Source organism: Mesorhizobium sp. P170090, from assembly GCF_057786115.1.
This window is the reverse complement of sequence record NZ_JBYNWH010000001.1, coordinates 657,190-669,951: the sequence shown is the minus strand read 5'-3', so window position 1 is coordinate 669,951 and position 12,762 is coordinate 657,190. Positions and strand designations below refer to the sequence as shown.

General features: G+C 63.3%; 10 protein-coding genes. 6 read left to right on the top strand and 4 right to left on the bottom strand.

Annotated elements, in window-relative coordinates; genetic code table 11:
• Positions 1–146 precede the first annotated feature (146 nt).
• Positions 147–809, bottom strand: a complete 663-nt coding sequence (locus tag AC3EML_RS03315; RefSeq protein WP_488505155.1) for an arylesterase — start codon at positions 807–809, stop codon at positions 147–149.
• 86 nt (positions 810–895) lie between these two features.
• Here AC3EML_RS03315 and AC3EML_RS03310 point away from each other — a divergent pair, with 86 nt between their 5' ends.
• The 4 genes from AC3EML_RS03310 to AC3EML_RS03295 all read left to right on the top strand — a co-directional run bounded on the left by AC3EML_RS03310 (position 896) and on the right by AC3EML_RS03295 (position 5,825).
• The gene (locus AC3EML_RS03310) at positions 896–1,597 is read left to right on the top strand and encodes an ABC transporter ATP-binding protein (RefSeq protein WP_023687673.1); all 702 of its coding nucleotides are present in this window, start codon (positions 896–898) and stop codon (positions 1,595–1,597) included.
• On the top strand, positions 1,597–4,146 hold the full coding sequence (locus AC3EML_RS03305) for an ABC transporter permease (RefSeq protein WP_352520759.1): 2,550 nt from the start codon (positions 1,597–1,599) through the stop codon (positions 4,144–4,146). The genes AC3EML_RS03310 and AC3EML_RS03305 overlap by 1 nt, the downstream gene beginning before the upstream one ends.
• A 239-nt stretch (positions 4,147–4,385) precedes the next feature.
• Positions 4,386–5,126, top strand: coding sequence for a Bax inhibitor-1/YccA family protein (locus tag AC3EML_RS03300; RefSeq protein WP_023826872.1), 741 nt, complete (start codon positions 4,386–4,388; stop codon positions 5,124–5,126).
• A 117-nt stretch (positions 5,127–5,243) separates the two neighbouring features.
• The gene (locus tag AC3EML_RS03295; RefSeq protein ID WP_023698867.1) at positions 5,244–5,825 is read left to right on the top strand and encodes a GNAT family N-acetyltransferase; all 582 of its coding nucleotides are present in this window, start codon (positions 5,244–5,246) and stop codon (positions 5,823–5,825) included.
• Between the two features lie 128 nt (positions 5,826–5,953).
• Here AC3EML_RS03295 and AC3EML_RS03290 read toward each other — a convergent pair whose 3' ends face one another.
• The 3 genes from AC3EML_RS03290 to acnA form a co-directional block, all read right to left on the bottom strand.
• Positions 5,954–6,340 carry a DUF2794 domain-containing protein gene (locus tag AC3EML_RS03290; RefSeq protein WP_023683844.1) on the bottom strand — a complete coding sequence of 129 codons (387 nt, stop codon included), beginning with the start codon at positions 6,338–6,340 and terminating at the stop codon, positions 5,954–5,956.
• Between the two features lie 610 nt (positions 6,341–6,950).
• Entirely contained in the window at positions 6,951–7,730 is a 780-nt protein-coding gene (locus AC3EML_RS03285) for a DUF1223 domain-containing protein (RefSeq protein WP_023671730.1), read from the bottom strand.
• 447 nt (positions 7,731–8,177) lie between these two features.
• On the bottom strand, positions 8,178–10,868 hold the full coding sequence (gene acnA, locus AC3EML_RS03280) for an aconitate hydratase AcnA (RefSeq protein WP_352520760.1): 2,691 nt from the start codon (positions 10,866–10,868) through the stop codon (positions 8,178–8,180).
• A 285-nt stretch (positions 10,869–11,153) separates the two neighbouring features.
• Between acnA and ccmA the strand changes: the two genes are divergently transcribed.
• Both ccmA and ccmB read left to right on the top strand, forming a co-directional pair.
• Positions 11,154–11,762 (top strand): heme ABC exporter ATP-binding protein CcmA, encoded by a 609-nt coding sequence (ccmA, locus tag AC3EML_RS03275; RefSeq protein ID WP_023687677.1) that lies wholly within the window; start codon positions 11,154–11,156, stop codon positions 11,760–11,762.
• Positions 11,763–11,991: 229 nt separating this feature from the next.
• Entirely contained in the window at positions 11,992–12,657 is a 666-nt protein-coding gene (gene ccmB / locus AC3EML_RS03270; RefSeq protein ID WP_023687678.1) for a heme exporter protein CcmB, read from the top strand.
• Positions 12,658–12,762: the final 105 nt, after the last annotated feature.

The following is a 12,762-nucleotide window of genomic DNA, read 5'->3' as shown; positions in this document are numbered from 1 at the left end:
TGCCGTGCCGCTTCGGCGCTTGCATTACCCAGATGCTGCATATGCTCTTCGAGCGCAGCATGAATGACTCGGGTCATCGGCAGCCCGGTCTTTTGTTTCAAAGTTCGCGCGAGGCGAACGCCGCGTTATTCTCGTCAGGCCGGCGTTCAACCGCCACCCTGAACTGCCGCAACAGCCTTCTCCACGGCGGGCAGGATGCGCTCGACCATCACTGCGACGCCCTTCGGATTGGGATGCAGGCCGTCCTCCAACTGCAGGCCGGACTGTCCGGCGACGCCATCGAGAAAAAACGGATAGAGCGGCACATCGTATTTCGCGGCCAGCTTTGGATAGATCGCATCGAAGGCGTTCTGGTAGTCGGCGCCGAGATTGGGAGCGGCGCGCATGCCGGCCAAAAGCACCGCGATCTTGCGCGCTTTCAGCTTCGCCAGCATGTCGTCCAGGTTCTTTTCCGTAATGCTAGGCGAGACGCCGCGCAGCATGTCGTTGGCGCCGAGTTCGAGGATAACCAGCCTTGTCCCATCCGGCACCGACCAGTCAAGCCGCGCCAAGCCGCCGCTCGAGGTGTCGCCTGAAACGCCGGCGTTGGCTACTGTGACGTCATGGCCTTTGGCGCGCAGCGCAGCTTGCAATTTGTCGGTAAAGCCATCGCCAGGCCCGAGGCCGAAACCGGCCATCAGGCTGTCGCCGAAGCCGACGATGGTGAACGTCTCGGCGCGCACGGACGAAATGGCGCCGCAAAGGGTGACGAAAAGGACGAGCCCTGCGGCATTCAAGCGTTTGAAAGATATCTTGCGTTTGAAAGACATGTGGCAGGCCCCATATACCCGAGGAATTCTTCCGGCGACGGCTTCCGGCAAGCAGAGCCTTCATCCTGATATAGGACGCTTTAATTGTGACAGAAGCCGTCATCGCGCTGAAAGACATATCCCTGACCCTGGGCCAAGGGGCTTCGTCCGTGCATGTGCTGAAAGGCGTCAGCCTTGACGTGACGCGCGGCGAGGCGACCGGCATTGTCGGCCCTTCGGGGTCCGGCAAGTCGACCTTGCTGATGGTGCTTGCCGGGCTGGAGCAGGTCGATTCGGGGACGGTGCGGATCGCCGGCGAATTGCTGAACGGCAAAAGCGAGGACGAGATCGCATCGTTTCGGGGCCGAAACATCGGCATCGTCTTCCAGTCGTTCCATCTCATTCCCAACATGACGGCGCTCGAAAATGTCGCGGTGCCGCTGGAACTGGCCGGCCATGCCGATCCGTTCGGTGTCGCGGCGCGCGAGCTGGCAGCGGTGGGCTTGAGCGACCGCGTCACCCACTATCCGGGCGAGCTGTCCGGCGGCGAACAGCAGCGCGTGGCGATCGCCCGCGCGCTGGCGCCGTCGCCGCGCATTCTCATCGCCGACGAGCCGACCGGCAATCTCGATCAGGCGACGGGGCGGCAGGTTGCCGACCTTTTGTTCGCCAAGGCGGCCGAGCGCGGCATGACCTTGGTGCTGGTCACGCACGATCCGGCCCTTGCGGCGCGCTGCTCGCGCCAGGTGTCGATGCGCTCGGGCCGCATCGAGGATGCGCCGGTAGCGCAGGTCAAGGTGCCGGCCTGATGCCACTGTCGCAGACGCTGAAGCTCGCGTTCCGCTTCTCGCTGCGCGAGATGCGCGGCGGGTTGTCGGGTTTCCTGATCTTCCTTGCCTGCATTGCGCTCGGCGTCGCTGCAATCGGCGGGGTCAATTCGGTGGCGCAGGCGATCACCGCAGGCGTTGCAGACCAGGGCCAGACGCTGCTTGGCGGCGACTTGCGCTTCCAGCTCAACCAGCGCGATGCGACGCCAGCCGAAAGCACCTTCCTCGACCGCCTCGGCACTGTGTCGCACAGCGCCAATATGCGCTCGATGGCGCGGCTGGATGACGGCTCCGACCAGGCGTTGGTTGAGGCCAAGGCCGTCGACGACGCCTATCCGCTCTATGGCGCGCTCGAGACCGCGCCGCAGCTTGGCAGAGAGGATTTGTTCGGCGAGAAATCAGGCGTCTTTGGCGCCGCCGCGCCCGACCTGTTGTTCGACCGGCTGAATGTGGAGATCGGTGACCGGCTGAAGGTCGGCAGCGCGACATTCGAATTGCGGGCCAGGCTGGTGAGCGAACCGGATGCGGTGTCGGACGGTTTCGGCTTCGCGCCGCGGCTGATGGTTTCGATGCAAGGGCTCGCCGCCTCTGGTCTGATCCAGCCAGGCAGCCTGGTCGAGAATGCCTACAAGGTTCGGCTGCCGGCCGGCGCCAGCGAGGCCGATCTCAAGGCCATCCAGGATCGGGCGGCGAGCGATTTCCCCGAAGCCGGCTGGTCGATCCGCACCCGCTCGAACGCCGCGCCGGCGCTGTCCTCCAACATCGAGCGCTTCTCGCAATTCCTGACGCTGGTCGGGCTGACGGCGCTGGTCGTCGGTGGCGTCGGCGTTGCCAATGCGGTGCGCGCCTATCTCGACGGCAAGCGCGGCGTCATCGCCACCTTCAAGAGCCTTGGCGCCTCGGGCGGCTTCGTCTTCACCGTCTATCTCGTGCAGATCCTGATGATCGCCGGCCTCGGCATCGCGCTTGGCCTCATCCTCGGCGCCGCCATGCCGTTTGCAGCCAGCGCTGCGCTCCAGTCGGTCATTCCGGTGCCGGCTGAAGGCGGCTTCTATCCCGGTGCGCTGGCTCTTGCCGCGCTGTTCGGGCTGCTGGTGACGCTTGCCTTCGCGCTGTTGCCGCTCGGCCGCGCCCGCGATGTGCCGGCGACCGCGCTGTTTCGCGAAATGGGTTTTGAGGGCCGCGGCTTTCCACGCCTGCCCTATCTTGCCACGGCGGTCGGCATCGCGGTCGCTTTGGCGGCGCTCGCCATCCTGTTTTCCGGCGACCGGCGCATCGCCTTGATCTTCGTCGGCGCGACGGTCTTTGCCTTTCTGGTGTTGCGCCTGGTCGGTGCGCTGGTGCAGTGGGTGGCGCGCAAAAGCCCGCGTGTGCGCTCGGTCGCGCTCAGGCTCGCCATCGGCAACATCCACCGGCCCGGCGCGCTGACGCCGTCCGTCGTGCTGTCGCTGGGCCTCGGGCTGACGCTTTTGGTGACGCTGGCGCTGATCGACGGCAATCTCAGGCAGCAGATCTCCGGCAGTCTGCCGGAACGGGCGCCGAATTTCTTCTTCGTCGACATCCAGAATAGCGAGGTCGATGCCTTCTCGACATTGATCGGCAATGAGGCGCCGAAGGGAACGCTGGTCAAGGTGCCGATGCTGCGCGGCCGGGTGATGGCGCTGAACGGCGTTAGTGTCGACAAGGCCAATGTGCCATCGGAAGGCGCCTGGGTGCTGCGCGGCGATCGCGGCCTGACCTACGACGCCAAACAACCGGCCAATGCGACATTGACCGAGGGCAGCTGGTGGCCGGAGAACTACAGCGGCGAACCGCTGGTCTCGTTCTCCAACGATGAAGGCAAGGCGCTCGGCCTGAAGCTCGGCGATACCGTCACCGTCAATGTGCTCGGACGCAATGTGACGGCCAGGATCGCCAATTTCCGAGAGGTGCAATGGGAGACGATGGGCATCAACTTCGTCATGGTGTTCTCGCCCAACACTTTTGCAGGCGCGCCCCATGGCTGGCTGGCGACGCTGACCGAAAAGGATGCCACGGCAGCAGAGGATGCCCGCCTGCTCAACGCCGTCACCCGCGCCTTCCCGGCGGTGACGACAGTTCGGGTCAAGGACGCGCTCGACGTCGTCAACCGGCTGGTCGGCCAGCTCGGCACGGCGATCCGGGCCGCGGCCGGCGTGGCGATGATCGCTTCGGTGCTGGTGCTGGCCGGCGCGCTCGCCGCGGGAAATCGCGCCCGCATCCACGATGCCGTGGTGCTGAAGACGTTGGGCGCCACGAGGCGCACGCTGATCGCGGCGTTTTCGCTGGAATACATGCTGATCGGCCTGGCCACCGCGGTGTTTGCGTTGGCTGCCGGTGGCATCGCCGCCTGGTACATCGTTGCCCGCATCATGACGTTGCCGTCGCATTTCATGCCGGAGGTGGCAGTGGCGACCTTGGTGTTTGCGCTGGTGATCACGGTCGGCATCGGCCTTGCCGGCACCTGGCGGGTGCTCGGGCACAAGGCGGCGCCGGTGCTGCGCGACCTCTAGGCCCAAAACGGCAAGGTTGGCCGAATCTGCCGTTTCCGATTAAATCTTGGTAATGTGCAGTCATGGAAGCCCAAGAAAACCGGCTTCCGGAGATTCACCAAGCGTTGCAGCCCGTTACGGTCTTGTTCTTGACGTCAAGAACCATCATATTTCGCCACAGGCATGCTGGAGCCCCGCCAGCGGCGCCCAGGTCCGAAAGGGCCTGACACCGTACGGGGCAGAAGCAACAGAGGATTCCAATGGCTGAGCCCATTCGCAACTACCAGACTTCGGCCGTGCCGGGCGCGCGCGCCGACATCGACCAAGGCCTGCGCACTTACATGCTCAAGGTCTACAATTTGATGGGGCTTGGCCTCCTCATCACCGGCGTCGCCGCCTGGGGCGCTTTCCAGCTCGCCGTCACCGGCGACGGACAGCTGACCGCTTTCGGCACGCTGATCTATGCCAGCGCCTTCCGCTGGGTGGTCATCCTGGCTCCGCTCGCCGCCGTCTTCTTCCTGTCGTTCAGGATCCAGTCGATGAGCGTGGCCGCGGCGCAAACCACCTTCTGGGTCTATTCGGGCCTGGTCGGCCTGTCGCTGTCGACCATCTTCCTGGTCTACACCGGCGCCTCGATCACTCAGACCTTCTTTGCCACGGCGGCCGCCTTCGGCGCGCTGTCGCTCTACGGCTACACGACCAAGCGCGACCTTTCGGCGTTGGGCTCGTTCCTGGTCATGGGCGTGGTCGGCCTGGTGATCGCCATGCTGATCAACATCTTCCTGCAGTCGTCGGCGCTCGGCTTCGCCATCTCGGCGATCGGCGTGCTGATCTTCGCCGGGCTCACCGCCTATGACACGCAGACCATCAAGGAAATGTACTACGAAGGCGATCAGGCCGACGTTGCCGGCCGCAAGGCGATCATGGGCGCGTTGAGGCTATATCTCGACTTCATCAACCTGTTCATGTTCCTGCTGCAGTTCATGGGCGATCGCCGCTAGGCGGTCTTCCCATCAGGCAACTGGACCAGCGGATATCAAGAGGGCGGCCAACGGCCGCCCTTTTCTTTTGTGCCGGCCTTTGCTGTCATGGAGGCAGATGAATCGTCTGCATAAATCATGAGCACTATTTCCATCCGCGCGGCCTTGGAAGGCGACCTCGGCCGAATCACCGAGATCTACGGCGATGCCGTGACGCATGGCACCGCGAGCTATGAGCTCGAGCCGCCCAGCCGCACTGAGATGGGTGGGCGCTTCGACAGCCTGACGGCGGGGGGCTTTCCCTATCTGGTGGCGGAACGAGATGGCGCGCTGCTCGGCTACGCCTATGCCGGCGCGTTCCGGCCGCGCCCGGCCTACCGCTTCATCGTAGAGGATTCCGTCTATGTCGCGCCTGATGCGAAGGGCCAGGGCGTCGGGCTGCTGCTGATGCAGGCGCTGATTGAAGCCTGCCGTATGGCGGGCTTTCGCCAGATCGTCGCGGTGATCGGTGACGGCCATGCAGACAGCGCCTCGGTGCGGCTGCATGAAAAGCTCGGCTTTCGCCATTCCGGTCGCCTGGAAGGCTCCGGCTACAAGCATGGGCGCTGGCTTGACACGGTGTTCATGCAGCTGTCGCTGAATGGCGGCGCAACGGTTCCGCCCGATCCGCATTCGCTGCCGGAGCGGAAGTTTCGTGAGAGCCTGAGGAGCGGGAATTGAGGAGTTGAAGAACTGAAGAATTGAGGATTCGAATAGCAACAAACCCGGCGGTATTTCGACCGTTACATCCTCTTTTTTCAATTCTTCAATTCTTCAATTCTTCAATTCTTCAATTCCCCAATTCTCAATTAGGCCTGGACAATCTTCAGCTTAGCATCGAAGACGTTGAGCACGCGACCGAGTTCCTGGCCGCGCTTGAGGATTCGGCCGCCGGCGGCGATGACGGCGAAGGCGCCTTGCCGGCGCGCCAGTTTCGGATCCTTGACGATCTGGAACAGCGGCACTTCGCTGGCCCGGCGGAAGACTGAAAACACAGCCCGATCAGACAGATGATCGATGGCATAGTCGCGCCATTCGTTGGCGGCGACCATGCGTCCGTACAGCCTCAGGATCTCATCGAGTTCACGCCGGTCGAAACGGACCGGCTGGTCGAGGCGTTCGCGTCGCGCCTCGTGCAGCGGGATCAATATTGCGGATGCGTCCCCATCCTCCGTCCCACCGCTGCGATCGGTCATCCCGCGATCCCTTTGAAAATGAATCTCGCTTGCAGAAGTTGGCGTGTTCGCCGTGGAATTGCAAGGCCCGGCTAACCATCCCGGGACCGCGCTGTTTTCGCAACGTCCAGTCACTTTTATAAAACGCGGTGTTTGAATTGGTGATGCCTCGCCACATTTCCGCCCTTTTTTATCCGCGCTCATGCCCCAATGTCCGACGAATTTACCGGCGTTGCCTGAGACGGTTCGGTCCGGCACCGGCTCGTAAACCCCAAGCCCCCCGCCCACGGGTCTGCGTCGGATCGAACCAACCTCGGACTTTCCTCAGGGAGAGACCGGGTGCGACGATCCCAAAGCCTAAATGACCGACGTCAGAAGCAAGCTGACGTCGGTTTTTTTGTTGGGCGGCGCCAGACACTTGTCGTCGTGATCCTTCACACCCCCCTCTGTCCTGCCGGACATCTCCCCGCAAGGGTGGAGATCAGATTTCGCGTTTGCTTTCGCCAATCTCAAACGTGGGACAGGATGGCGGATGTGGCGAAGCTGCCAATCTCCCTCCTTGCGGGGGAGATGGCCGGCAGGCCAGAGGGGGGTGCTGTCCCGCCGATATCAAAAGGTATGGACCAGCCTCTTAAGGCTTGTGAATAAACGCCGCGCCCAGAATAGGCCCCGGCAGGCCGTCCTTGCCAACCGATTGCAGCAGCACGGCGCAGCCGCCTTTCTTGGCGATCTCGGTCATCGGCAATTCGTAGCGCTGCGCCTTGCCGTGCCACATGCCGGCGGTCTGGATGCCGGTGACGGCGTTCCAGTAGGTCATGCTGCGGCCGGTGTTCTCGCCCTTGGCGATGGTCACCGTCTGCGGTGGTTCGAAATAGACGATGACGACATGGGCGTCGCTCGGGCCGCTACCGGCGTCGCCGGCATCGATCATGACGCGATCGCTGGTGCGGCTGACCTTGACGCTGACCCGCATGCCTTCACCGGATTTCTCCATGCGGGCAAGCGCGCCGTCGACCTCCTTGCGGCTGGCGCCGTTGACATGGCTGCGACCATTGATGACGGCTTGCGGCGTGTAGACGGAGCGGGTGCCGAAGGCGCGCATATAGTCATATTGCCGGTCGGTATTGTCCTTGCTGCTCAGCGTGTCCTGCCAGCCGAGATAGTCCCAGTAATTGACGTGGTAGGCGAGCGCGACGACGTTGTCCTTGGCCGCCAGCTCGGCAAAGAAAGCGTCCGCCGGCGGGCAGGAATTGCAGCCCTGGCTGGTGAACAGCTCGACCACGCCCAAGGGCCTGTCAATCTGCGGTTTGTCGGTCTGGGTCGTTCCCGATTCCTCGGCGAACCCGGTCCCGGCAAGCGCCGAGAAGGCCAGCGCAAAAGCCGCAAGCCGCAGAGGTTGTCGAGGTGCCATGATCGTTCCGATTCCCGCCGGTGACGCCGGCCTTGTTCTGGTTGCCCAGATTTGTGGCAGAAGCGACAGTCAACGGGAAGTCACGTTGCGGTGAAATTTTTGCTGCCGCAACCATGGGTATGGCATCACAGGGGGAGCACTTCACCGCCCGGTTCGATCGGGAGCATGGCATCAGGAGCGTGGGGCAGATCTTGCTGAGCCCAGCCGGTTTTTACTCCTGTCGTACAGGGCGGGGCTTCGATCGGGTCGGGCAATGCTTTGGAAAGACTGGGAGTAGGGAGTAGGGAGTAGGGAGTAGGGAGTAGGGAGTAGGGAGTAGGGAGTAGGGAGTAGGGAGTAGGGAGTAGGGAGTAGGGAGTAGGGAGTAGGGAGTAGGGAGTAGGGAGTAGGGAGTAGGGGATGTCGTTCCCCGCTACCGCCCAATCCCTACTGCCTAAGCCCTGGCCGCTACGCGGCCAGATCGCGCAGCACGTATTGCAAAATGCCGCCATTCTTGAAGTAGTCGAGTTCGTCCAGCGTATCGATGCGGCAGATGATCGGCACGTTCTTCACGGTGCCGTCGCCATAGGTCACCTTGGCGATCATCGTCTGGCGTGGCTTGATGGTGCTTATGCCGTCGATCTCGACCAGCTCGTCACCCTTGAGGTTGAGCGAGGCCCATGAGGTGCCTTCCTCGAAGACGAAGGGGATGACGCCCATGCCGACTAGGTTGGAGCGATGGATGCGCTCGAAGGACTGGGCGATGACGGCACGGACACCGAGGAGATTCGTTCCTTTAGCTGCCCAGTCGCGCGAGGAGCCGTTGCCGTATTCGACGCCGGCGAAGATGACCAGCGGCACGCCTTCCTTTTTGTATCTCATCGCCGCGTCGTAGATCGATTCCTCTTCCTTCGACGGGTAGTGGATGGTGTAGCCGCCCTCGCGGCCGTTCTCGCCCAGCATGTGGTTGCGGATGCGGATGTTGGCGAAGGTGCCGCGCATCATCACCTCATGGTTGCCGCGCCTTGTGCCGTACTGGTTGAAGTCGGCAACGCCGACGCCATGGTCGGTGAGGTATTTGCCGGCCGGGGAAGCGGCCTTGATCGAACCCGCCGGTGAGATGTGATCGGTGGTGATCTTGTCGCCGAACAGGCCGAGCACGCGCGCGCCCTTGATGTCGCCGATCTTGCCGAAACCGGAGGTCATGCCGGCGAAATAGGGCGGGTTCTGCACATAGGTCGAGTTGTCGTCCCAGGCATAGGTCTGGCCTTCCGGCGCCTTGACGTTCTGCCAGTATTCGTCGCCCTTGAAGACGTCGGCATATTTGCGGGCGAATAGCTCACGTGTGACGTTCTTCTCGATGAACTCCTGGATCTCGGCCGAACTCGGCCAGATATCCCTGAGATAGACCGGCTTGCCGTCGCGGCCTTCGCCGAGTGGCTCGGTGGTCAGGTCCTTGGTGACGGTGCCGGCCAAAGCATGGGCTACCACCAGCGGCGGCGACGCCAGATAGTTCGCCTGCACGTCAGGTGAAACACGGCCTTCGAAGTTGCGGTTGCCGGAGAGCACTGCGGCGGCGATCAGGCCCTTATCGTTGATGGTCTTGGAGATCGGCGCCGGCAGCGGGCCGGAATTGCCGATGCAGGTGGTGCAGCCGAAACCAACCAGGTTGAAGCCGATCTGGTCGAGCTCCTTCTGCAGGCCGGACTTTTCCAGATATTCGGCGACCACCTGGCTGCCCGGCGCCAGCGAGGTCTTCACCCACGGCTTCTGCTTGAGGCCGAGCCGGTTGGCGTTGCGCGCCAAAAGGCCGGCGCCGATCAGCACGCTCGGGTTGGAGGTGTTGGTGCAGGACGTGATGGCGGCAATGACGACATCGCCATGACCGAGATCATGGTCGGTGCCTTCGACGGCATAGCGCTTGTGGATTTCGGCAGCCTTCTTGTACTCGGTTTCCATCGCCTTTGCGAAGCCGGCCGGAATGCCTTCGAGCGGAACGCGGCCTTCGGGGCGCTTGGGACCTGCCATCGACGGCACGACGCTGTCGAGCTCGAGTTCGAGCAGGTCAGTGAAGACAGGGTCGGCCGAGCCGGCGTCACGCCACATGCCTTGCGCCTTGGAATAGGCCTCGACCAGGGCGATGCGGCTTTCCTCGCGGCCCGACATTGTGAGGTAGCGGATGGTCTCGCCGTCGACCGGGAAGAAGCCGCAGGTGGCGCCATATTCGGGCGCCATGTTGCCGATGGTGGCGCGGTCGGCCAGCGTCATGTTGGACAGGCCCGGGCCGAAGAACTCGACGAACTTGCCGACGACGCCCTTCTTGCGCAGCATCTGGGTGACGGTCAGTACGAGGTCGGTGGCGGTGATGCCCTCCCTGAGCTTGCCGGTAAGGCGGAAGCCGATGACTTCGGGCAACAGCATGGAAACCGGCTGGCCGAGCATCGCCGCCTCGGCCTCGATACCGCCGACGCCCCAGCCGAGCACGCCAAGGCCGTTGATCATAGTGGTGTGCGAATCGGTGCCGACGCAGGTGTCGGGATAGGCGGTCGTTCCGCCGTCTTCCGTGTTGGTCCAGACGACCTGACCGAGATATTCGAGGTTGACCTGATGGCAGATGCCGGTGCCGGGCGGGACGACGCGAAAATTGCGGAACGCCTGCTGGCCCCATTTCAGGAATTTATAGCGCTCTTCGTTGCGCTCATATTCGAGCTCGACATTCCTGGCAAATGCCAGTGGCGTGCCGAATTCGTCGACGATGACGGAGTGGTCGATGACGAGGTCGACCGGCACCAGCGGATTGATCTTCTGCGGATCGCCGCCGAGCGCCTTGAGGCCGTCGCGCATGGCGGCCAAGTCGACCACCGCCGGGACGCCGGTGAAATCCTGCATCAGGACACGCGCGGGGCGATAGGCGATCTCGACGCCGGCGGTGCCCTTGTCGGTCAGCCAGCCGGCAACAGCCTGGATAGAGTCCTTGGTGACGGAGCGGCCGTCTTCATTGCGCAAAAGGTTTTCCAGCAGCACCTTCATCGAATAAGGCAGCTGGGCAATGCCGGTGAGGCCGTTCCTCTCGGCCTCGATCAGATTGTAATAGACATAGTCCGCGCCACCCACGGTGAGGGTGCGGCGGCAATTGAAACTGTCGAGGGATTTTGACACGTGCGGTCCGTCCTTGTCTGTTCAGCCTGAAAGGGAACGGACGCCGATGGGCATGCAATCACGCGCAAAGGTGCGGGTACGGCCATTTCCGCTGTCCGTTCCCAGCCAACCCGAGCCGTTCAAGGCGGCGCGTGCGCTGGTTCGGCGCAAATTCTGTTCCCGTGCCGACCGCTGGCACGGATGTCCCGCATATAGAGAATTTTCTGGAATAGTTCTAGACAGTTGCGGAGCAAATTTGTGCGATGCGGCAGCTATCGCGCGGTAAAGTTTTCGGGACGGGCAGGCATGCGGCTGATTGCCGAAAATCTGGGCGGCGAACGCGGCGGCGAGACGGTCTTTTCCGGCATCGGTTTTGCGCTCGACAAGGGCCAGGTGCTGGTCGTCACCGGGCCGAACGGTTCGGGCAAATCGACGCTGCTCAGGGTCATCGCCGGGCTGCTGCCGAAGGCGCAAGGCGACGTGCGCATCGAGGGCGGCGGCGAGACGTTTCCGACGATCGCTTCGGCGGTCCACTATCTCGGCCACCTCAATGCAATGAAGACGGCGCTCAGCGTGGCGGAGAATCTGCGCTTCTGGCGCGATTTCAACGGCGATGGGCAGTCGGGTGTCGAAGAGGCGCTGGAGACGGTTGGTCTCGGCGGCATCGGCCATCTGCCTTTCGGCTATCTGTCGACCGGGCAAAGGCGGCGCGCGGCAATTGCGAAATTGCTGGTCAGTCATAAGCCGCTGTGGCTGCTGGATGAGCCGACGGCCGGGCTGGACAAGGCTTCGGAGGCGCGGTTTGCGGGGCTGATGACGAGGCATTGCGCAGAAGGTGGAATCATTGTCGCGGCGACGCATTTGCCGCTCGGATTGGATGGGGCGAAGGAATTGAGGATGGGAGCAACAGGGTGATGTCGGCATTCCCGCCCACCCCCCTCTGCCCTGCCGGGCATCTCCCCCGCAGGGGGGGAGATCAGATGTCATGCCGGCTTTCGCCAATCACCGGCATTGAAAAAGAGGCGTCAGCAGTGGAGCTGCCAATCTCCCCCCTTGCGGGCGAGATGTCCGGGAGGACAGAGGGGGGTGTGAAGGAACGCCACCTTCGGCAAGATGGCGATCAAACCGCAGGCGCGGCTTGGCAATGCTAGCCCTCTTCCTGCGCGACATCCGCCTCTCCGTCCGCGCCGGCGGCGGAGCGCTCACCGGCGTCATCTTCTTCCTCGCCGTCATCGCCACCATCCCCTTCGGTGTCGGACCGGACCTGAAGCTGCTCGCCCGCATCGGTCCGGCGATCCTTTGGATCGGCGCTCTGCTCGCCTGCCTGCTCGGCCTCGACCGGCTGTTTCAGGCCGATCGCGAAGACGGGTCGCTCGATCTTCTGGTGCTGGGCAATGACCGCCACATGCTGGCGTTGACGGTGCTGGTGAAGTGCCTGGCGCATTGGGCGGGCAGCGTTCTGCCGCTGGTGGTTGCGGCACCTCTGCTGAGCCTGTTCATGAACATGGAGCCGCTCAGCATCGGCGCCACCGCGCTCACGCTGCTGGTCGGCACGCCGGCGATCACTTTCATCGGCGCGGTCGGGGCGGCGGTGGCGGTGGCGCTGCCGCGTGGCGGTCTGCTGATCTCGGTGCTGGTGCTGCCGCTGACCATCCCGGTGCTGATCTTCGGGGTGTCGGCGAGCTACGGCGCGGTGGCCGACCCTGATCCGTTCCTGCAGCCCTTCCTCATTCTTGCCGCGCTGACGCTGTTTCTTGCCGTGCTGGGTCCGGTGGCGGCAGCACTGGCGCTGCGGCATGGAACGGATTGATATGACCGCTGCGGCGCGACGATCAATTGCGAAGCCCCAGCCGCAAAGCTAAGAAAGCCGCAAAGCCATGGGAAGGCCATGATCGAGCACGACGAAGTGACGGTG